At 67.3% G+C, this 21,313-nt stretch carries 18 protein-coding genes; 10 read left to right on the forward strand and 8 right to left on the reverse strand.

Going from position 1 to position 21,313, the window contains the following annotated elements; translation table 11 throughout:
- The first annotated feature begins 239 nt into the window (after positions 1–239).
- Genes GT355_RS12170 through GT355_RS12180 form a run of 3 tightly spaced genes read left to right on the forward strand, consistent with a single transcriptional unit; the run spans position 240 to position 3,488 of the window.
- Positions 240–767 carry an NAD-binding protein gene (locus GT355_RS12170; protein WP_160134879.1) on the forward strand — a complete coding sequence of 176 codons (528 nt, stop codon included), beginning with the start codon at positions 240–242 and terminating at the stop codon, positions 765–767.
- Positions 764–2,932: an amino acid permease gene (locus GT355_RS12175; protein WP_160134880.1), complete on the forward strand. Its 2,169-nt coding sequence runs from the start codon at positions 764–766 to the stop codon at positions 2,930–2,932. The genes GT355_RS12170 and GT355_RS12175 overlap by 4 nt, the downstream gene beginning before the upstream one ends.
- A gap of 52 nt (positions 2,933–2,984) precedes the next feature.
- Complete coding sequence (locus GT355_RS12180; RefSeq protein ID WP_160134881.1) at positions 2,985–3,488, forward strand: Lrp/AsnC family transcriptional regulator; 504 nt, start codon at positions 2,985–2,987, stop codon at positions 3,486–3,488.
- Between the two features lie 36 nt (positions 3,489–3,524).
- Here the strand turns inward: GT355_RS12180 and GT355_RS12185 are convergent, their stop codons facing one another.
- From GT355_RS12185 to gatB, 5 genes are all read right to left on the reverse strand, one after another.
- Positions 3,525–4,007, reverse strand: a complete 483-nt coding sequence (locus tag GT355_RS12185) for a hypothetical protein (protein ID WP_160134882.1) — start codon at positions 4,005–4,007, stop codon at positions 3,525–3,527.
- Between the two features lie 21 nt (positions 4,008–4,028).
- Positions 4,029–4,370: a hypothetical protein gene (locus tag GT355_RS12190; protein ID WP_160134883.1), complete on the reverse strand. Its 342-nt coding sequence runs from the start codon at positions 4,368–4,370 to the stop codon at positions 4,029–4,031.
- 51 nt (positions 4,371–4,421) lie between these two features.
- The gene (locus GT355_RS12195; RefSeq protein ID WP_160134884.1) at positions 4,422–5,126 is read right to left on the reverse strand and encodes a phosphoglycerol geranylgeranyltransferase; all 705 of its coding nucleotides are present in this window, start codon (positions 5,124–5,126) and stop codon (positions 4,422–4,424) included.
- 60 nt (positions 5,127–5,186) lie between these two features.
- Positions 5,187–7,667 carry a DNA topoisomerase I gene (locus GT355_RS12200; RefSeq protein ID WP_160134885.1) on the reverse strand — a complete coding sequence of 827 codons (2,481 nt, stop codon included), beginning with the start codon at positions 7,665–7,667 and terminating at the stop codon, positions 5,187–5,189.
- 105 nt (positions 7,668–7,772) lie between these two features.
- The gene (gene gatB / locus GT355_RS12205) at positions 7,773–9,260 is read right to left on the reverse strand and encodes an Asp-tRNA(Asn)/Glu-tRNA(Gln) amidotransferase subunit GatB (RefSeq protein WP_160134886.1); all 1,488 of its coding nucleotides are present in this window, start codon (positions 9,258–9,260) and stop codon (positions 7,773–7,775) included.
- A gap of 130 nt (positions 9,261–9,390) precedes the next feature.
- On the opposite strand from gatB, the gene GT355_RS12210 reads away from it, so the two are divergent.
- The 6 genes from GT355_RS12210 to GT355_RS12235 all read left to right on the forward strand — a co-directional run bounded on the left by GT355_RS12210 (position 9,391) and on the right by GT355_RS12235 (position 16,467).
- Complete coding sequence (locus GT355_RS12210; protein ID WP_192928012.1) at positions 9,391–9,660, forward strand: DUF7518 family protein; 270 nt, start codon at positions 9,391–9,393, stop codon at positions 9,658–9,660.
- A 20-nt stretch (positions 9,661–9,680) separates the two neighbouring features.
- Positions 9,681–13,247: a chromosome segregation protein SMC gene (smc, locus tag GT355_RS12215; protein WP_160134888.1), complete on the forward strand. Its 3,567-nt coding sequence runs from the start codon at positions 9,681–9,683 to the stop codon at positions 13,245–13,247.
- A complete protein-coding gene (locus GT355_RS12220) occupies positions 13,240–14,073 on the forward strand; it encodes a segregation/condensation protein A (protein ID WP_160134889.1) in 834 nt (277 codons plus the stop codon). The genes smc and GT355_RS12220 overlap by 8 nt, the downstream gene beginning before the upstream one ends.
- An 87-nt stretch (positions 14,074–14,160) precedes the next feature.
- A complete protein-coding gene (locus GT355_RS12225; protein ID WP_160134890.1) occupies positions 14,161–14,874 on the forward strand; it encodes a class I SAM-dependent methyltransferase in 714 nt (237 codons plus the stop codon).
- A gap of 50 nt (positions 14,875–14,924) precedes the next feature.
- Complete coding sequence (locus GT355_RS12230; RefSeq protein WP_160134891.1) at positions 14,925–15,383, forward strand: pyridoxamine 5'-phosphate oxidase family protein; 459 nt, start codon at positions 14,925–14,927, stop codon at positions 15,381–15,383.
- A 79-nt stretch (positions 15,384–15,462) separates the two neighbouring features.
- Positions 15,463–16,467 (forward strand): alcohol dehydrogenase, encoded by a 1,005-nt coding sequence (locus tag GT355_RS12235; protein ID WP_160134958.1) that lies wholly within the window; start codon positions 15,463–15,465, stop codon positions 16,465–16,467.
- 44 nt (positions 16,468–16,511) lie between these two features.
- Here the strand turns inward: GT355_RS12235 and GT355_RS12240 are convergent, their stop codons facing one another.
- The 3 genes from GT355_RS12240 to GT355_RS12250 all read right to left on the reverse strand — a co-directional run bounded on the left by GT355_RS12240 (position 16,512) and on the right by GT355_RS12250 (position 18,696).
- The gene (locus GT355_RS12240; RefSeq protein ID WP_160134892.1) at positions 16,512–17,090 is read right to left on the reverse strand and encodes a type 1 glutamine amidotransferase domain-containing protein; all 579 of its coding nucleotides are present in this window, start codon (positions 17,088–17,090) and stop codon (positions 16,512–16,514) included.
- Positions 17,091–17,152: 62 nt separating this feature from the next.
- Positions 17,153–18,004, reverse strand: coding sequence for an S-methyl-5'-thioadenosine phosphorylase (mtnP, locus tag GT355_RS12245; RefSeq protein ID WP_160134893.1), 852 nt, complete (start codon positions 18,002–18,004; stop codon positions 17,153–17,155).
- Entirely contained in the window at positions 18,001–18,696 is a 696-nt protein-coding gene (locus GT355_RS12250; RefSeq protein WP_160134894.1) for a phosphoribosyltransferase, read from the reverse strand. Before GT355_RS12250 ends, mtnP begins: the two co-directional genes overlap by 4 nt.
- 268 nt (positions 18,697–18,964) lie before the next feature.
- Here GT355_RS12250 and ppsA point away from each other — a divergent pair, with 268 nt between their 5' ends.
- Positions 18,965–21,259, forward strand: coding sequence for a phosphoenolpyruvate synthase (gene ppsA, locus GT355_RS12255; RefSeq protein WP_160134895.1), 2,295 nt, complete (start codon positions 18,965–18,967; stop codon positions 21,257–21,259).
- Positions 21,260–21,313: the final 54 nt, after the last annotated feature.

Below are 21,313 nucleotides of genomic sequence, written 5' to 3' on the forward strand. Positions count from 1 at the left end.
GCGATCCTGTCGGGTATGACTCTTTCCATACTGTCCCGGCGATTTCATCCAATTATTTAATCTTTCGTGAATATATCCGATCGTATGTTTTCGGCCGATGGTGGTGTTCCGACCGATAGCGTCGCGAGTCATCCGGACCATCCTCCACGGTCGAACACACATATTCTGCTGAAAACGCAGAATAACCGTATTTCTTATCACGATTCGTTTCCATAGGACAGTATGGAAAACGATTCAACATGGTAGCGGTCGTCGTCGTGGTCGACAGGGGTGGACCCATCGGCGGCGCGCTCGCGTCGCGAATCGTCGACGACGCCGGCCGGGTGATCTTCCTCGACGGGAACGAGCACGCGGTCGAGCGGGCGAGCGATGCGGGGGTCGACGCCCGGACGGTGGACAGCGGCCGGGCCGGCGTGTTCGACGGGGACGGCATCGAACGCGCCGACCTCGGGCTGGTGGTCTCGCCCGAGGACGGCCACAACCTCCTGGTCGGACAGTTCCTCCGTCTCAGGGGCGTCGAACGCGTGGTCGGGTTGGTGAACGACCCGGCGAACCTCGACGCGTTCGCGGGGGCCGGGATCGAGCCGGTCTGTGCCACGAGCACGCTGACCGGCGTGCTCGACGCGCGCCGACGTGAGCCGCGAGTTGGGGTCCGGAGCGGTACGACCGAGACCACGGTCGAGCCGCACGAGACGGACGAACCCTCCCGAACCGACGACCGCGAGCGGCTTCGGTCGGACGGCGGACGTGTGAGGCCGAGCGGATGACGAAGGGGCTCGAACGCGACCTCGGTCTGCCGTCGGTGCTCGCGATCAGCATCGGCGCGATGATCGGGAGCGGGATCTTCATCCTGCCCGCCCTCGCGGTGGACATCGCCGGCCCGGCCGTCGTGCTCGCGTACCTCATCGCCGGCCTGCTGGTGGTGCCGGCGGCGCTCTCGAAGTCCGAGATGGCGACCGCGATGCCCGAATCCGGCGGGACCTACCTCTTCATCGAGCGCGGGATGGGCCCGCTGCTCGGGACCGTCGCGGGGCTCGGCACCTGGTTCGCGCTGTCGTTCAAGGGCGCGCTCGCGCTCGTCGGCGGCGTCCCCTACCTGCTCTACCTCTTCGAGGTCCCCCAGTGGATCACGACGCCGCTCGCGCTGACGCTCGCGACGATCCTCGTCGGCATCAACGTGCTCGGCGCGAAACAGACCGGCCAGCTCCAGGTCGTCATCGTCGGCGTAATGTTGGTCGCGCTCGGCTGGTTCGCGCTCGGCGGCCTGCCGTCGGTCTCGCTCACCAACTACGAGGGCTTCTTCGCCAGCGGGACGGGCGGGATCCTCGAAGCCACGGGACTCGTGTTCGTCTCCTACGCGGGCGTGACGAAGGTCGCGAGCGTCGCCGAGGAGATCGAGAACCCCGGACGGAACGTCCCGCTCGGGATCCTCGGCTCGCTCGCGTTCACCACCGTTCTCTACGTTCTGATCGTGTTCGTGCTGCTCGGCGTCACCGACCCCAGCACGCTCGGGGACACGAACGCGCCGATGGCGCTCGCCGCGGACGTCGCGCTCGGGCCGATAGGGGTTCTCGCGGTCGTGGTCGCGGCGCTGCTCGCGCTCGTGAGCACGGCCAACGCGGGCGTGCTCTCGTCGTCGCGCTACCCGCTCGCGATGAGCCGCGACAAGCTCGCACCGCCCTCGCTGGGCGAGATCAGCGAGCGGTTCAACACCCCGAGCAACTCGATCACGGTCACGGGGGTCGTCCTGCTCCTCCTGATCGCGTTCGTGCCGATCCAGGACATCGCCAAACTCGCGAGCGCGTTCCAGATCCTCGTCTTCGTGCTGGTGAACGTCGCGCTGATCGCGTTCCGCCGCGGCTCCAAACCCTACGAACCCACCTTCCGCTCGCCGCTCTACCCGTGGGTGCAGATCGCGGGCGTCGTCGGCGGACTCGCGCTGTTGACACAGATGGGGACGGTTCCGCTGGTCGGCTCGGTGGTCATCACGCTCGCGGGCGTGGCGTGGTACCTCGGCTACGGCCGCCGTCGCGTCGACCGCGAGGGGGCGGCCGTCGACGCCGTGCGCCGCGAGATCGGTCGCCGGAGCGTCGTACGCACCCGGAACGCGATCGCGCCGGCCGGGGGCTACGAGGCGATGGTCGCGGTTCCCGAGACGACCGACCCGGCCCACGAGCGGGGACTGATCGGGGTCGCGGCCGACCTCGCGCGCGTGCAGGACGGTTCGGTGACGGTGGTCCGGTTCGACGAGGTGGCCGACCAGGTGCCGCTGCCCGCGGCCACCGACCCCTCGGAGGGGGATCTCGCATTCGAGGACCGTATCGAGGCGCTCGAAACCGACTTCGACGTGCCGGTCCGGGCCCACGAGACCGTGAGCCACGACACCCGTCACGCGGTCGCGAACGCCGTCACCGACCGCGACCCCGACGTGCTGGTGCTCGGCTATCGCTCGCGGGGGCTCCGCGACCGGGTGTTCGACTCCGACGCCGACTGGGTGCTCGCCCACACCGACTGTGAGGCGGTCGTCGTGGACGACCCGGAGAACGGGTTCAGGGACATCGAAACCGTGACCGTGCTCACGGACGAGGGTCCGTACGACCCGATGAAGGTGGCGGTCGCCGACGCGGTCGCGATGGCACACGGCGCGACGGTCCGCTTCGAGTACGCCGTCGACGACCGACCCAACGACGCGCGCCAGCGGGCGCTCACCGACTACCACGAGGCGATCGCCGAGGTCTGTTCGGCACCGGTTCGAACCGGCTTCGTCCGGACGGACGGCGGGCGACCCGATGCCGACACCGACGTGTTCGTCGTCGCGGCCGGGAACCGTTCGCTCGTCGCCGATACCGACCGGCCGGTGCTCGTGGTTCGGCCGCGGGGGGCGACACCCACCGGGCGGGTACGGCAGGTGCTCGAACGCTGGCTGCTGTAGCGTTCGCGACCAACGACAAACCCTTTCCCGGCCGCGGCCGCCTACCGGTCGTATGCCGTCCCGTGAACTCGACGAGATGGACCGGTACATCATCTATCGACTCCAGGGCGATGCCCGGAGCACCTCCGCCGCCCAGATCGCCACCGACTACGGCGTCTCGCCGAGCACGGTTCGCAACCGGATCGCGAGCCTCGAAGCCGACGGCGTGATCCGGGGGAGCCACCTCGACGTCGACTACGAGGTGGCGGGCTATCAGCTGTTTACCCTGATCTTCTGCACCGCACCGATACCCGAACGCGAACGGCTCGCGCGCGAGGCGCTCACGGTTCCGGGGGTGGTCTCGGCGCGCGAACTCATGACCGGCGAGGAGAACGTCCACGTCGTCGCGGTCGGTCGGAACGGCGACGACCTGAGCCGGATCGGCCGGGACCTCTCGGCGCTCGGGCTCGAGATCGTCGAGGAGGAGCTCGTCCACAACGAGTACACCTGTCCGCTCCACTGGTTCGACGAGACGAGCGACCCGACGGAAACCTCGGATACGGACGAAAACGAGTAACGCCGGACCCGGTCGTTCGACGGTGTTCGTGTCCGTTCAGGTCGCGTCGCTCACATCGCTTGAGCGATGGTTCAAGGACTCGCCGACGGCTCGCGAAAGCACACCGAGCGCGGTTTCGAACTCCTCGCGGGACCCGAACACCATCGTGGTCGGTGCATCCGGAACGCGAAGAACGGCACCGAGCGCGCCGACGATCGTCCCGACCGCTCGCACGAACCGCGACTCGTTTTCGATGTCCGCCCACGAGAGTTCGATCGTCATCGTGGCGCTGTCAGCGCGGATACGTCGAAGCCCGAGGATGTCGAAGCCAGCGTGTGTCCTGAAAAAGCGCCGTTCCTCCCACGATGTCTCCGCGATGTCCTCAGGATAGACGTAGAGCACTCCTTCGGTGACTTCGTACCACTGTTCGCCATCGGTCCAGCGGCCGAGCGTGGCGACCGGGACGAGGAGCGCGCTGCGCTTGTCGGCGAGGGTCCGAAGGTCGCGTTCGTAACCCGCATCGGCGGCCGAGACGTTCACGCTACCTCCAGTCCGGTAGAGCTACGTCTCGTCAGTGTGAATCACCAGTCCCCACCGTGGAAGTTCTGTATCGAGCAGCGATTCCACTGCTGATCGGCCCTTGGGAAGCGGGATTCGGTAGCGTTCGCCCGCGATCGGTTCCGTCGTCCACGAAGCCCGGTCGTCGACCCGTTCGAAGCGAGGGTCGGTTGGCGGTTCGTCACGCTCGGGATCGACCGCAACAGTCACCGCCGTGGCGTAGTCCATTGCGATTCTGGCAGCGTCGCTTCGGAGCGCAGTGCGACCGTCGACGCGGCGCCGATCGAGATGATGGGTTTCCTCGCGTTCTTCGGGCGGGCGTTCGTGCGGTCTTCGCTCGACCATCTCACCACCGATCCGGCGGCGAGCGAGAAAACGTTCCGCGTGATGACCGCGTCAGGCCGCGTCGTTCGCGCCCCGAACCGTCTCGCGAACGGCGTCACAGCCCGCGTCGTGGACGAGGTCGCCCACGATCACCGTGTCGGCGTGGGTCCCCATCTCGTGGGCCGTCTCGTAGTCGTGGACGCCGCCGCCGTAGAACAGGGTGGCCGAGTCCAGCGCGTCGGCCGCGCTCGCGACGATATCGGGGTCGCCGTAGGTACCCGAGTACTCGACGTAGATTATCTCCTGGCCGAACATCCGCTCGGCGACCGTGGCGTAGGCCGCGACCTCCTCGGCGTCGAGGTCGCAGTTCGCCTGGGTGTACTCCGCCACCGAGGACTCGGGGTTGAGCACGATGTACGCCTCGGTCCCGGTCCGGTCCCAGTCGATGTCCGAGTCCATCCGGACCCACTCCTTGTGCGCGCCGGTCATCCACGCGATGTCGCCGGCGTTGAACACGATCGGGACGAGGTAGCCCGAGAGGTCCTCGGAGTGAACGACGGTCGCCGAGATCCCCGGTTCGACGTAGAGCGGGACGTCGTGGGCGGCGCACGCGTCGATCACCGCCTCCATTTTCTCCTCGGTGATGCCCGTCGTGCCGCCGATCTCGATGGCGTCCGTGCCGGTCTCACAGACGTCGTCGTAGGTCTCGCCGTCGACGAGGTCCTTGTCGGGGTCGATCTTCACGATGTGGTTCCACTCGTCCCACGGCCCAGTCATACCCCTTCCACGTCCGAGCGCTACCTAAACGCCTTCGATCCCCGAAACGATTCGAAGAGTTCAGTCGGCCTTCGCCTGCCAGGTTCGGACGCTGTCGGCGCTCACGCCCTGGACCTCGGCGGCCACGGTGTCGGCCTCGCGCTCGCGGAGGTCGTCGAGGGTCTCGATGCCCACCGCCGCGAGCTTCTCGACGGTCTTCTCGCCCACGCCGTCGATGTCGACGAGATCGCCGACCGACTGGCGTTCTTGGTAGTCGCGGTAGTTACAGATCGGACAGCCGAGCTCCCAGGGTTCGTCGCCACTGTGGACGACGAGCTCGGGGAGGTCGTGTTCGTCGCAGCGCTCGTCGGTGACCTCGATCTCGCCGCGGCGCGGCAGGGGCAACGAGTAGTCGCAGTCGGGATACCGGGTACAGCCGACGAGCCGCGAACCAGTCCGAAGGGTCTTGATCGCGAGCTCGCCACCGTGTTCCTCGCCGCAGTCGGGACAGTCGCCTATGACCACGTCCGCCTCGGCGTCGGCCTCCTCGGCGGCACACAGCGGACAGCCGTGAACGAACGTGCTCCGGCCGTCGAGGATCTTGACCTTCCGGAGGTCGTGCTCGTCGCAGGTCTCGTCGAGGATGAGGGGTTTGCCGGACGACGGGAGCGGGAGGGTGAACTCGCAGTCGGGATAGCCGTCACAGCCCACGAAGTGCGAGCCGTAGCGGCTCTGTCGAACGAGGAGGTCGGCCCCACACTCGGGACACGGCCCGAGGGTCTTGTCCTCCTTCAGGGACTTCCGGAGGTCCGCGCCGAGTTCCTCGCGCGAGGCGTGGAGCTCGTCGAAGACGGCCGACAGCATCTCGCGGGACTCCTCGGTGACGTCGTCCAGACTGATCTCGCCATCGGCGATGGCGGCCATATCCCGCTCTAGCTGACTCGTCATCTCCTCGCTCACGACGAGGTCGGCGTACTGCTCGCCGGCGTCCACCACCGCGCGCGCGAGCCGGGTCGGCCGTGGCGGGTCGCTCTCGATGTACCCCCGGTCGTAGAGCTTCTCGATGGTGTTGTGGCGGGTGGCCTTCGTCCCGATGCCCATCTCCTCCATCCGCTCGATGAGTCTGGACTGGCCGCGTCGGCGGGGCGGCTGGGTCTCCTTCTCGTCGAGACGGACGTCTTCTACTGGGAGTTCCTCGCCCTCGTCGAGGTCCGGGACGTGGTTCTCGCTGGTGTTGAAATAGGGGTAGACCGCGTGGTAGCCGGGTTCGACCAGGCGCTTGCCGTTGGCCTTCAGGCTGTGCTCGCCGACGCGGGCCGTGACCTGGAGGTGCTCCCACTCGGCCGGGTCGGCCACCGTGGCGAGGAACCGCCGCACGACGAGTTCGTAGATCTCGCGTTCGTCGTCGCCGAGCGCCGACCCTGCTGGAAGCTCGCCCGTCGGGTGAATCGGCGGGTGGTCGGTGGTCTCCTCGTCGCCCTCGGTGGGCGTGCAGTCGCCGTCGAGCAACTCCTCCGCGTCCTCGCCGAACTCGCGGTGAGCGGAGAGATCATCGAGGAGGTCCTCGATGTCGAGGTCCTCCGGGTAGACGGTGTTGTCCGTCCGCGGGTAGGTGATGTAGCCCGAGGTGTAGAGCTCCTCGGCGAAGCTCATCGCGCGGCTCGCGGAGTAGCCCAGGGACCCCGCCGCCCGGATGTACTGGGTGGTGTTGAACGGGTTGGGTGGGTCGTCGGTTCGGGTCCGTCGGGAGACCTTCTCGACGGTCGCCGTGCTCGTCTCCTGCAGCGCCTCGTACACCGATTCGGCGAGCGCTTCGTCCCAGACTCTGTCCGTGCCGCGACCCTCGTTCGCGTCGAAGTACTGGACCTCGAACGCCTCACTGTCCTTCGTGAGGTCGGCGAAGAGCTCCCAGTAGGTCTCGGGGTCGAACGCCTCGATCTCGCGCTCGCGGTCGACGATGAGTTTGAGAGTCGGGGACTGGACCCGGCCGACGCTGATGAAGTCCTCGCCGCGCTGTTTCGCCGCCAGCGAGAGGAATCGGGTGAGCGCCGCACCCCACACGAGGTCGATCTCCTGACGGGCTTCGCCGGCGGCCGCGAGGTCGAAGTCGAGGTCCTCGAGGTTCGAGAAGGCCTCCGTGACCTCGCGCTCGGCGAACGAGGAGAATCGGGCGCGCTTGACCGGCGCGTCCGAGACCTCCCGAACGAGGTCGTGGGCCTCCTTGCCGATGAGTTCGCCCTCGCGGTCGTAGTCGGTCGCGATCACGACGCTGTCGGCGTCGCGGGCGAGCAGGCGAAGGGTTCGAACGATGTTCTCGCGGCTCTCGTGGGGTTCGACCACCACGTCGGCGTCGATGAGTTCCACGGGCTGGACGTCGCGCCAGTTCGAATACTCCGGCGGGAAGTCGTTCTCGACCACGTGGCCCGAGAGGCCCACACACCGCCGACCACCCCACTTGTAGACGTTGACCCCGTTGCGGCGCTCGACGTCCGCGCCGCCGCCGCTCAGGATTTCGGCGATGTTGCGCGCCGCGGTCTCCTTCTCGGTGATTATCAGCTCCATCGTGCGGCTCCCCCGTCGATCATTGGGGGACGATAGACCGATACGATAACTAAACCTTTCGGGAAACCGCCCGAGCGCGTCCGCACATACACGAGACGTGTACCGTCAGCCGTCGAGTTCGGCTCGAAGCGCCTGGTTCACGGTCCCAGGGTCGGCGCTCCCGCCCGTGGCCTGCATCACCTGGCCTACGAGGAAGTTGAGCGCGCCGTCCTCGCCGTTCTCGTAGTCCTCGACCGCGTCCGGGTTCTCCTCGACCGCCGTCGAAACCGCCGCCGCCACCTCGTCTTCCCCGGTCGTGCCGAGCCCCTCGCGCTCGACGACCTCGTCCGGGCCGTCGCCGTCGTCGAGCATCGCCCTGAGGACCACTTCCTCGGCGTTCTTCTCGGTGATCTCGTCCTCCTCGGCGAGTTCGATCAGATGGAGGAACTCGTCGAGCCGGTCCTCGATGTCCGTGACGGCCATGTCGCGGTAGTTGAGTTCTCCCAGGAGGGTGTCGGCGACCCACGAGGCCGCCACGTCGGGGTCGAAGCGGTCGGCCACGCGCTCGTAGAAGTCCGCCACCTCCCGGGTGGAGGTGAGCTTTCGGGCTTCCGCCGACGAGAGGCCGTACTCCTCGCTAAATCGCTCGCGGCGGGCGTCGGGCAATTCCGGGATCTCGACCTCCTCGGCCCACTCCGAGACCCGGAGCACGGGCAGGTCGGCTTCGGCGAAGTAGCGGTAGTCCTTCTCCTCCTCCTTCGAACGCATCGAGAGCGTGACCCCTTTGCCCTCGTCCCAGTGGCGGGTCTCCTGTTCTACGGTCTGCCCACGCTGGAGCGCGTTCTTCTGCCGGCTCGTCTCGTAGGCCAGCGCCTTCTCCGCCCCTCGGTGGCTAGAGATGTTCTTGACCTCCGTTCGGTTCGCCGTCGCGAGTGCCTCCGCCCCGATGGTGCCGTCGGCTGCGACCTCCTCGTCGGGCACCAGCGAGATGTTGGCGTCGATCCGGAGCGAGCCGTCGCGCGAGCTGTCGAAGACCCCGAGGTACTCGAGGACCTCCGTGAGTTTGGCGAGGAAGGCCCGGACCTCGTCCGGGCTCCGGAAGTCGGGTTCGGTGACGATCTCCATCAGGGGGACCCCGGCGCGGTTGTAGTCGACGCGGGTGTAGTCGGCGGTGTCGATGCCGCCGCCGGCGTGCTGGAGGCTCCCCGGGTCCTCTTCGAGGTGAGCGCGCTCGATGGCGATGGTGCGTTCGTCGTCCGCGACGGTGACGGTGAGTTCGCCGTCCCGACAGAGCGGCCGGTCGTACTGGGTGATCTGGAAGTTCTTCGGGAGATCGGGGTAGTAGTAGTTCTTCCGATGAAAGCGGGTTTCTTCCGGCACGTCGGCGTCGATGGCGGCGGCGAGTTTGAGCGCCCCCTCGACGGCGGCCTCGTTGAGGACGGGCAGCGCGCCGGGCAGCCCGAGGCAGGTCGGACAGGTGTGTGAGTTCGGCTCGCTGTCCTCGAAGTCGGTGCTGCAGCCACAGAAGATCTTGCTCTCCGTTTCGAGCTGGACGTGAACCTCGAGGCCGATCACGACGCTGTACTCGCGCGCCTCGACGGCTTGTGCAGTCATTGGAAGCCAGTTCGTCCGCGGCCGCTAAAACGTACCGGGACCGGCGACCCGACCGGGCTCACGCACGAGATGTCAACTTCCCAAATAGTGTCTGACGCACGTTTATATCCGTGGAATGACCGGTGACACCATGAGCGGCAATCGCGTCGAGAAGCTCGAATCGCGGGTCGAAGAGCTCGAAGCCTCCGTGAGCGGTCTCACCGAGGAGCTGATGCAGACGAAGGCCCGGCTCGCCGAGATCGAGGACGACTCGACCGACGAGTACATCGAGGCCGGCGTCGGGAGCGTCACGGACGGCGGGTCGAGCGAGACGAACGAGTCGAGCGAAGAAGCTAACCCCACGGAGCACGAGACTCAGGACACCGAACCGCCGGAGGCGGACGACATCATCGTGGCGTAGGCCACCCCCGCGAGCACCCCATGCACATCAAAACGCTCGTCTTAGAGAACTTCAAGAGTTTCGGCCGGAAGACACGACTCCCGTTCTACGAGGACTTCACGACCGTGAGCGGCCCGAACGGCTCGGGGAAGTCGAACATCATCGACGCGGTCCTCTTCTGTCTCGGGCTCGCACGCACCCGCGGCATCCGGGCCCAGAAGCTCACGGACCTGATCTACAACCCGAGTCACGACGACGGGCAGGACCCGAGCGGCACGCGCGAGGCCAGCGTCGAGGTCGTGCTCGACAACGCCGAGACGACCCTCACACGAGCCGAGATCGAAAGCGCCGCCGGCACCGACAATGTCGGTGACATCGAAGAGATCACCATCAAACGCCGGGTCAAACAGACCGACGACAACTACTACTCCTACTACTACCTCAACGGTCGCTCGGTGAACCTCTCGGACATCCAGGACCTCCTCGCGCAGGCCGGCATCACGCCCGAAGGCTACAACGTCGTGATGCAGGGCGACGTCACGGGGATCATCAGCATGACCGCGGGCGAGCGCCGCGAGATAATCGACGAGATCGCGGGCGTGGCGGCCTTCGACGCGAAGAAGGAGGACGCCTTCGAGGAGCTCGACGTCGTCGAGGACCGGATCGACGAGGCCGAACTCCGGATCGCCGAGAAGGAGGAGCGACTCGACCAGCTCCAGGACGAACGCGAGACCGCGCTCGAATACCAGTCGCTCCGCGAGGACAAAGAGGAGTACGAGGCCTACCGCAAGGCCGCCGAACTCGAGGAGAAACGGGCGCAGCTCGCCGAGACCGAGGAGCGGATCGCGGATTTGGAGGACGACCTCGCCGACCGCCAGTCCGAACTCGACGAACGACAGGGCAAGGTCGCCCGGCTCGACGACGACCTCGACGACCTCAACGAGGAGATCGAACGGAAGGGCGAGGACGAACAGCTCGCGATCAAACGCGAGATCGAGGAGATCAAGGGCGAGAAGAGCCGGCTGGAGGACAGGATCGACTCGACCGAGGAGCGGATCGCGGACGCCGAGTCCGAGCGCCGGCAGGCGTTCGTCGAGCTCGACAAGAAACAGGAGGACGTCGAGGAGTTCGAGCGCGACATTCGGAGCCTCAAGGTCGAGAAGTCGGGGATCGCCGCGGACATCGAGGACGAGGAGGCGAAACTCGCGGAGGTCGAAGCCGAGATCGAGTCGGTGGACACCGAGTACGACGAAGTGAAGGCCGACCTCGCCGACCGGCGCGAGGCGCTCGAACGCGCCAAGAGCGAGAAGAACGAGAAACAGCGCGAGCAGGACCGACTGCTCGACGCAGCCCGGCGGCGCTCGACCGAACAGAGCGAGAAGGAGGCCGAGATCGAGGACGCGCGCGAGGGGATCCCCGGGATCGAGGCGGCCATCTCGGACCTCGAGGACGAACTCGAGAAGGCCGAACGCAACGAAGCGAACATCGAGGGCGTCGTCTCGGACCTCGCCGAGGAGAAGCGCGAGCGGAAGGACGACCTCGACGAGGTCGAGGACGAGCTCCGGGCGGCGAAGGAGGAGTACGCGACCCTCGAATCCCGAAACGATAGTAGTGGATCGTCGTACGGCCGGGCGGTCTCGACGGCGCTGAACGCGGGGCTCGACGGGGTGCACGGAACCGTGGCCCAGCTCGGCGGGGTGGCGGGCGAGTACGCGACGGCGTGTGAGACCGCGGCGGGCGGGCGGCTCGCGAACGTCGTGGTGAGCGACGACGGGGTCGGCCAGCGCGCGATCGAACACCTCAAGTCCCGGAACGCGGGTCGGGCGACCTTCCTGCCGATAACGAAGATGCAGCGCCGGTCGCTCCCGAACCGGCCGAATCGCGAGGGAGTCGTCGACTTCGCGTACAACCTCGTCGACTTCCCCGACGAATATGCCGGGATCTTCTCGTACGTGCTCGGCAGCACGCTGGTGGTCGAGGACATGGCGACCGCGCGGGACCTGATGGGCGACTACCGGCTGGTGACGACCGACGGCGATCTGGTGGAGAAGAGCGGCGCGATGACCGGCGGGTCGAAGAGCGGGTCGCGCTACTCCTTCGAGTCCAGCGCGGGCCGGATCGAGCGGGTGGCCGACCGGATCACCGAACTCGAAGAGCAGCGACGCGACGTCCAGGAGGAAGTCCGGGAGATCGAGAGCCGGCTCGACGACGCCCGCGACCGGCGGTCGGCGGCGGCCGACCAGGTCCGGGACATCGAGAGCGAGATCGAGCGCAAGGAGCGCGAGCGCGCGGAGATCGAGTCCCGGATCGACTCGCTCGAAAGCGACATCGAGGAGATCGAGGACGACCGCGAGGCGGTCGACGCGGAGATGAACGAACTCGAGACCGCGATCGCGGGCTACGACGAGGAGATCGCGACCATCGAGGCGGATATCGAGGAGCTGGAGAGCGAGCTCGCGGACTCGGACATCCCGGAGCTCACGAGCGAGGCCGACGAGATCCAGGGGACGATCGACGAGCTCGAAGAGCGGATGGACGACCTCGACGGCGAGCTGAACCAGCTCCAGCTCGAAAAGCAGTACGCCGAGAGTTCGATAGAGAACCTCAACGACAAACTCGAGACCGCCCAGAACCGGAAGGCCGAGGCCGAAGAACGGATCGACGAGCTCGAAACCGCCATCGAAGAACAGGACGAGAAACTCAACGAACGCGAAGCCGCCGTCGAGGACTTGGAGGACGAGCTCGCGGACCTCAAGGCCGAGCGGACGGAGCTGAAGGCCGAACTGAAGGAGGCCACGGCGGCGCGCGACGAGCAGCGCGAGGCGGTGAACGAGGTCGAAGGGAAACTCGACGACCGCCGGGAACGCCGCGAGCGCCTCGGCTGGGAGATCGACGAGCTCGAAAGCGTCGTCGGCGAGTACGACCCCGAGGAGATCCCCGACCACGACGAGGTCGAACGCGAGATCGGTCGGCTCGAAGGCGAGATGGAGGAGCTCGAACCGGTGAACATGCTCGCGATCGACGAGTACGACGCCGTCGCGGACGACCTCGACGACCTCACCGACAAGAAGGCCACCCTGACCGACGAGCGCGGCGGGATCGAGGAGCGGATCGACTCCTACGAGGCCCAGAAGAAGGCGACCTTCATGGAGTCCTACGAGGCGATCAACGACCAGTTCGAGTCGATCTTCGAGCGGCTCTCGGCCGGCTCCGGGACGCTCCACCTCGAAGACCCCGAGGACCCCTTCGAGGGCGGGCTAACGATGAAGGCCCAGCCGGGCGACAAACCCATCCAGCGGCTGGACGCGATGAGCGGGGGCGAGAAGTCGCTCACGGCGCTCGCGTTCATCTTCGCGATCCAGCGCCACAACCCCGCGCCATTCTACGCGCTCGACGAGGTCGACGCCTTCCTCGACGCCGCGAACGCCGAACGCGTCGGCGAGTTGGTGGACGAACTCGCCAGCGACGCCCAGTTCATCGTCGTGAGTCACCGCTCGGCGATGCTCGAACGCTCCGAGCGGGCGATCGGCGTGACGATGCAGGGCGACAACGTCTCCGCGGTGACGGGCATCGACCTCGGGGCGGCGGAGGCCCCGGCGGATGATTGACGCCCCGCCGGAGCGGGCCACCGACGAGGACGAGGTCGAGCCGGTCGAACTCCTCGTCCGGCTGGCCGAGGAGGGCGAGATCGAGCCGTGGGACATCGACGTCGTCTCGGTGACGGACGCCTTCCTCGAACGGCTCGACAGCGCGGACCTCAGGACCTCCGGGCGGGCGCTGTTCTACGCCAGCGTCCTGCTCCGGATGAAGAGCGAGGCGCTGTTGGAGTCCGACGACGAACCCGACCCCGAAGCGGAGATAGAACCGTGGGAGGAGGGTTGGGAGGAACAGCGGGCGGACGGCGAGGACGACCTCGATTTCGACCCGGTAGCCTCGCTCGAAGCCGAGATGGACCGTCGGCTCGACCGCAAGCAGGCGCGGGGGACACCCGAGACCCTGGACGAGTTGGTGAGAGATCTCCGGGAGGCCGAACGCGACTCGTGGTGGAAGGAGTCCAGGACCTACGACACCAGCGGCTCGCCCAAGGGGTTCCAGCGTGGCACCCAGACCCTCGACTATCACTCCGACGACGGGCTCCGGGTCGACGACGAACCCACCGAGTCAGATGTTACGGGTACGGCCCACCACGAGGACATCGAGACCACCATCGCCGACGTCCAGCGCGTGCTCAGAAAGCAGTACGACGCCGGCCGCGACGAGGTGCTCTACACCGAGGTCGAGCTGGCGGGCGGCTCGCGCGTCGAGACGTTCCTGGCACTCCTCTTCCTCTCCCATCGGGGTCACGTCCGGCTCGAACAGGACGACCTCTTCGGCGACCTCTGGGTCCAGAACCCGGCGGCGACCGGGGCCTCCGAGGAAGCGGTCGCCGACTGATCCGATCCGGTCGCCGTCAGTCGTTCGTGGGTCGGTATCGGATCTCGTGGCGGGTTTATTGCCATCGACCTACCGGTGTGAGGTGTAATGGCAGACCCGTTCGGGCGCGCGCTCGCCGACTTCCATCACGACGAACAGGACGAACCGCTGGTCCAGCGCGACGGCGAGTGGGCACGCGAACACCCGGTCGAGGCGTTCTACTTCGGCACGTTCGACGAGACGAACCAGCGGAGCAAGTTCATCGAATCGTGGGTCGACGGACCGGTGCTCGACATGGGCGCGGGCGTGGGGCGCGACGCGCGGTATTTCCAGGACCGCGTCGAGACGGTGGCCATCGAGACCAGCGACGCGCTCGTGGAGACCATGCGCGAGCGGGGAGTCGAGGACGCGCGTCGTGGCGACATGTTCGCGCTCCGCGAGAGCTTCGGCCGCGACCGGTTCCGCTCGGCGTACGCGTGGGGAACCCAGCTCGGTCTCGCCGGTTCGATGGACGGGCTCCGGGAGTTCCTCGGCGACCTCGCGTTCGTCACGACGCCGGACGCCACGGCGACGCTCGACTGCTACGACCCCGAGCGCGTCGAGGACGGCGAGATGCTCGGCTACCGCGCCGATCCGACGCCCGGCCTCGCCTACCGCGTGATGCACTTCGAGTACGAAGGGACCGTGGGCGAGACGCTGTTGTTCAGGCTGTTCGGTCCCGACCGACTCCGCGAGGCGGCGGCGGACACCGACTGGCGCGTGGCCGAGGTCGAGCACACGAACGAGGTTCATTATCTCGCGGCGCTCGAAAAGGCCGGCTGACTCCACCGAAGGGGCGAAACGCCGATTACCCGGCCGCGTTTCGGGCGACTATGGAGGTCGTCGAGGACACCCTGGACGCCGAACTAGAGGATTTTCTGGCTCGACCGCTCTTCTGCCACCTCGGAACCGAATCGTCGGACGGTCCACGGGTCTCTCCGCTCTGGTTCCTCTGGGAGGACGGCGCGCTCTGGATCATCGCGACGCGCTCGAACAAGACCTTCCCCGAACGGATCGAGGCGGACCCGCGAACCGCGGTCTCGATCGTCGATTTCGACCCCGAAACCGGTCGGGTCGAACACGTCGGATTACGTGGCCGCGCGAGCGTCGAACCGTTCGACGGCGACCGGGGCGAACGGCTCCTCACCCAGTACCTCGGTCCCGACGAATCGGCGTGGGACGAGATGTTTCGGGATCTGGACGAGGTCGCCGAGCGGTACGCGTTCGTTCGTTTCGTGCCGGAGACGGTGGTCGAACGCGACCAGTCGTACGCCGGTAGCCTGTCGGGTTGACGCCCGCGTCCGTTACCGCAGGACGAATCCCTAAACTCGTCCGCGCCGGATCGCCACTGTGAGTCAAACATCGGACTCGATGCGAGCCGTACAGGTATCCGAACCCGAGGCCGACTTCGAGGTGGTCGAGCGCGACGTCCCCGAACCGGGCCCCGAGGAGGTTCGCGTCGCGGTCGACGCCTGCGGGGTCTGTCACAGCGACGCCTTCCTGAAGGAGGGCCAGTGGCCGGGCGTCGAGTACCCGCGGACCCCCGGCCACGAAGTGATCGGCCACGTCGACGCGGTGGGCGAGCGCGTCGAGAGCTTCGCCGAGGGCGACCGCGTGGGCGTCGGCTGGCACGGCGGTCACTGCTTCACCTGCGAGCCCTGCCGGCGCGGCGACTTCATCGCGTGTGAGAACGGCGACGTGACGGGCTTCGACCACGACGGCGGCTACGCGGAGTTCCTCACCACGCCCCAGGAGACCCTCGCGCGGGTGCCCGAGGACCTCGACGCCGCCGCGGCCGCACCGCTGCTCTGCGCCGGCGTCACGACCTTCAACTCGCTGCGGAACACCGACGCCGAACCCGGCGACCTCGTCGCGGTCCAGGGGCTCGGCGGCCTCGGTCATCTGGGTGTGCAGTACGCCAGCCGGTTCGGCTTCGAGACCGTCGCGGTCTCGCGCGGCACCGACAAACGCGACCTCGCCTTCGAACTCGGCGCGGACCACTACGTCGACAGCGAGGCCGAGGACCCCGCGGAGGCGCTCACCGATCTCGGCGGCGCGAAGGTCGTGCTCGCGACCGCGCCCCACGCCGACGCGATGGAGTCGGTCGTGGGCGGCCTCGGTGTCGACGGCACGCTGCTCACCGTCGGGGTTCCCGGCGAGCCCCTCTCGGTGCCGGTCCAGCCGCTCGTCACGAGTCGTCAATCCGTCGCAGGGTGGCCCTCCGGCGACGCGCGTGACTCACAGGACACTCTCGAATTCAGCGCGCTCCGTGACGTGGAGTCGATGGTCGAGACCTACCCGCTCGAGGAGGCCGAGGAGGCCTACGAACGCATGATGAACAGCGAGGCACGCTTCCGGGCCGTCATCGAACCCTGACGGAGCGATAGTTCGCGAAAAATCGGCGGTCGTCGGTCGCTCCCTTAGACGTCGTCGGTCTCGCGGTCCTCGTGTTCGCCTTCTTCGATCTCCTCGACGACCTTGTCACAGAACGCCTCCAGGTCGTCGGGGTTGCGGCTGGTCACGAGACCTTCGTCCACCACGACCTCCTCGTCGACCCAGTTTCCGCCTGCATTTCGGATGTCGGTTTCGAGGCTGTGGTAGGAGGTGAGTTCCCGGCCGTCGACCACGTCGGCCTCCACGAGGGTCCACGGGCCGTGACAGATCACCGCGAGGGGTTTCTCGGTCTCGAAGAAGTCGTTGACGAACTCCACAGTCGTATCGTCCGCGCGGAGGGTGTCCGCGCCGACGGTTCCGCCAGGAATTACGAGGCCGTCGTAGTCTTCTACTGTGACCTCGTCGAACGACTTCTCGATCTCGTACGAGCCGGCCGGATCGAGGTCGCCCTCGACGGTCTCGACCTCGCCGGTCTCGATGCCGAGCACGTCGACGCTGCCGCCGGCGTCCTCGACGGCGCTCTTCGGTTCGGTGAACTCGACCTCCTCGCTGCCGCGGGGTGCGAGGACGATACCGACGGACTTGCCTTCGAGTGGATCGGCCATTACATCACGTGAAACGGCCCCGACCGTCCTGAGGGCAAGGCTTGCGCTCGCAAACGGCTCGCTCAGTCGAGGTACTCGCCGATGAAGAGGTCGACGCCATCGCGGACCTCGTCGGGGATCGCCTCGCTCGCGGTGTTGATCGTGCCGTCGAGGGCGTGCTCGCAGTCGCAGTCGCGGTCGTCCGGCATCGTCTCAATCGCCTCCCGAACGACCTCGTTGATGTTGTCCTCGTTGACTTCGGCGTTCTCGAGCACCTCCTCCAGACTCACCTCGCTGTCGTCCTTCCAGACGTCGTAGTCCGTGACGCCGGCGAGGGTGGCGTAGCAGAGCTCGGCCTCGCGGGCGAGTTTGGCCTCGGGGACGGTGGTCATGCCGACCATGTCCCAGCCCTGGGCGCGGTAGAACTCGCTCTCGGCCTTCGTCGAGAACTGCGGGCCCTCGATGCAAACGTAGGTCCCGCCCGCGTGTGCGCCGTCGTCGAGGACGTCGTCGGCGGCCCCGAGGAGGTGCTCGCTCATGTGCGGGCAGTAGGGCTCGGCGAAGCCCATGTGGACCACCATCCGCTCGTCGAAGAAGGTGCTCTGTCGGTGTTTCGTGCGGTCGAAGATCTGGTCGGGAACCACGAGGTTCTGCGGCGGGAGGTCCTCGCGGAGGCTGCCGACCGCGTTGGTCGAGAGCACGCGTTCGGCACCCAGGTCCTTCAGGGCGTAGAGGTTCGCGCGGTAGGGGACCTCCGAGGGTGCGTGCTGGTGGTCGTGGCCGTGGCGCGCGAGGAAGGCGACCGCCTCGCCGTCGAGTTCGCCGATCGTGATCGGGCTAGATGGGGAACCGAAGGGCGTCCCGATGTGCTCGTCGTGGGCGTTGTCGAGGTCGAGCGCCTCGTAGATCCCGCTGCCGCCGATGAGGCCGATCATGCCGCGGCCTCCGCGAGCCGCCACTCGTCGTCGCCGGCGGCTTCGACCACCCCACGGCGCTCCATCTCGATCAGCACCTCGTCCATCCGGTTCGGTTGGGCGATCTCCATACTGATCCGGTCGATCTCGTGGTGTTCGGCCAGGAGATGACGGATCTCGTCGAGCGAACGCGGCTCCGCACCCATCACGCGGGTCACGAGGTCGACCATGTCCTCGATGAAGTTCCAGGGGTAGACCACCCAGGTCCACTCGTCGAGACGTTCGCCGACGAAGTCGGGTTCGAACTCGCTGGTGCCCAGCAACTGGAGCGTCGCGGTGCGGACGGCGTTGGGGTCGCGGTCGGTGACGTACTCGTGAGCACGCTCGATGGACCCACCCGTGTCGGCGATGTCGTCGATGATCAGGACGTCCTTGCCCTCGACACTCCCTTCGGGCATCGGATAGCGGATCTCCGGCTCCCCGGTCTTCTGGGCGGTTCCCACGTAGTGTTCCATCTTGAGGCTCGTGAGGTCGTCGAGACCGAGGAAATCACAGAGACACCGCCCGGCGAACCAGCCGCCGCGCGCGAGCGCGACCACGACGTCGGGTTCGTACTCGGCGCGCTTGACCTGGTTCGCGACGGCCCGACACCGACCGTAGATATACTCCCAGTTGGTGATGGTGCACGTGAAGTCGTCGGGAAGCTCTGACATGGACTCTGACGGACGAACGCGGTCGGACGTGTTAAGTCGTTGTGTCTTCGGCGACCGAGGTCGTCGACCGTCCCGTCTCGGCCTCGACCTCGCTTCCCGGCACATGAACGCACAACGGTGATGCCGGTCCGTCGGTCACGACCGATACGTTCGAGACCGAGCCGGTCGCGCCGCGCCGTATCGCGACCTCGCCAGCGAGCCGTCCCGCGTTCGGCCCCCTCTCGGGTTCGGAACCTTCTTTATCGACGTCAGTGAGTAACGATCCACGATGGCAGTACTCTGGCTCGACGCGGTCGGCAAGGACGACATCGACGCCGTCGGCGGCAAGGGGGCGTCGCTCGGCGAGCTCGCGGGGGCCGGCCTGCCCGTGCCACCGGCCTTCGTCGTCACGGCAGGGACGTATCGCTCGTTCATCGAGGAGACCGGCATCGACGACGACCTCTTCGCGGCGGTCGACGTCGACTCCGACGATTCGAGCGCGCTCGCGGCGGCGGCCGAGCGCGCCGAGGAGCTCATCCTCGGGACCGAGATGCCCGAGGAGTTGAAAGAAGAGATCCTCGAAACCTACGGCGACCTCGACGGCGGGGAGTTCGAGGAGGCGTTCGTCGCCGTCCGGTCGTCGGCCACGGCGGAGGACCTCCCCGACGCCTCGTTCGCGGGGCAACAGGAGACCTTCCTCAACGTCACCCGCGACGACCTCGTCGAGCGGGTGAAGGAGTGCTGGGCCTCGCTGTTCACCCAGCGGGCGATCTACTACCGCGAACAGCAGGGCTTCGAACACCGTGCCGTCGACATCGCCGTCGTCGTCCAGCGGATGGTCGACGCCGAGAAGAGCGGGGTCATGTTCACCTCACACCCCTCGACCGGGGCACCCGAGGTCATCGTCGAGGCGGCCTGGGGGCTCGGCGAGGCGGTCGTCGCGGGCGAGGTCTCGCCCGACAACTACCGGATCGACCGCGAGACCAGCGACGTGGTCGAGACCACGATCGCCGACAAGAAGACGATGTGCGTCAAGGACCCCGAGACCGGCGAGACCGCGATGCAGCCGGTGCCCGACGAGAAACGCGAGGCCCAGGTGCTCGACGACGACGAGATCGAGAGTCTGGTCGCGATCGGCGAGCAGGTCGAGGGCCACTACGGCGACCCCCAGGACGTGGAGTGGGCGATCATCGACGGCGAGGTGTTCATGCTCCAGTCCCGGCCGATCACGACCATCGCCGACTCCGGGGAGAGCCAGGCGGGCGTCGCCGACGGCAGCGGTGTCGCGACCCAGTCGGAGTCGAACGGCTCCGGGAGCGACGTCATCCTGACCGGGCTGGGTGCGAGCCCGGGGACCGCGAGCGGGGACGTGGCGGTCGTCAGCGAGCTCGACCAGCTCGACAAGGTGGGCGAAGGCGACGTGATCGTCACCGAGATGACGACCCCGGACATGGTGCCCGCGATGAAGCGCGCCGCCGGGATCGTCACCAACGAGGGCGGGATGACCTCCCACGCCGCGATCGTCTCGCGCGAGCTCGGGGTGCCCGCCGTCGTGGGCACCAGCACGGCCACCGACGAGCTCGAGGACGGCCGGCGGATCACGATCGACGGCGACAAGGGCACCATCCGTGAGGGCGCGGCCACCACCGACGAGCGCGACGCGGTCGAGGAGGTCCGCCCGCAGGCCCCCGTCAAACCGATGACCGCGACCGAGGTGAAGGTCAACGTCTCGATCCCCGAGGCCGCCGAACGCGCCGCCGCGACGGGTGCCGACGGGGTGGGGCTGCTCCGGATGGAACACATGATCCTCTCGACGGGCAAGACCCCCGAGAAGTACATCAACGACCACGGTGAGGACGCCTACATCGAGGAGATCGTCCAGGGGATCCAGGGCGTGGCCGACGAGTTCTACCCCCGCCCCGTCCGGGTTCGAACCCTCGATGCGCCCACCGACGAGTTCCGACAGCTGGAGGGCGGCGACGACGAGCCCAACGAACACAACCCGATGCTCGGCTATCGCGGCATCCGCCGGAGCCTCGACCGGCCCGACGTCTTCGTCCACGAGCTCGAAGCCTTCCGCCGGCTCTACGGTATGGGCTACGACAACGTCGAAGTGATGTTCCCGCTCGTCAACGACGTCGAGGACGTGATCCGGGGGCGAAACCTGCTCGAAGAGGTGGGTATCGACCCCGAGAAGCGGTCGTGGGGTGTGATGGTCGAGACGCCGGCGAGCGCGCTCTGCATCGAGCAGATGGCCGACGCGGGCATCGACTTCGCCTCGTTCGGTACCAACGACCTCACGCAGTACACCCTCGCGGTGGACCGCAACAACGGCCAGGTCGCCGACCGGTTCGACGAACTCCATCCGGCGGTGCTCGAACTCATCGGCCAGACGATCGCGACCTGTCGCGAGCACGACGTCTCGACCAGTATCTGTGGACAGGCCGGCTCGAAACCACAGATGGTGAAGTTCCTCGTCAACGAGGGCGTCTCGTCGATCTCCGCGAACATCGACGCCGTCCGCGACGTCCAGCACGAGGTCAAGCGCGTCGAGCAGAAGCTCGTTCTCGACACCGTCCGATAGACCGACCCCGCGGCTCGTGCGGTTCCGCGATCCGTGAGCGCACGTTCCGCCTCG

It is taken from the genome of Halococcus salsus (genome assembly GCF_009900715.1).
Taxonomy (GTDB): domain Archaea; phylum Halobacteriota; class Halobacteria; order Halobacteriales; family Halococcaceae; genus Halococcus; species Halococcus salsus.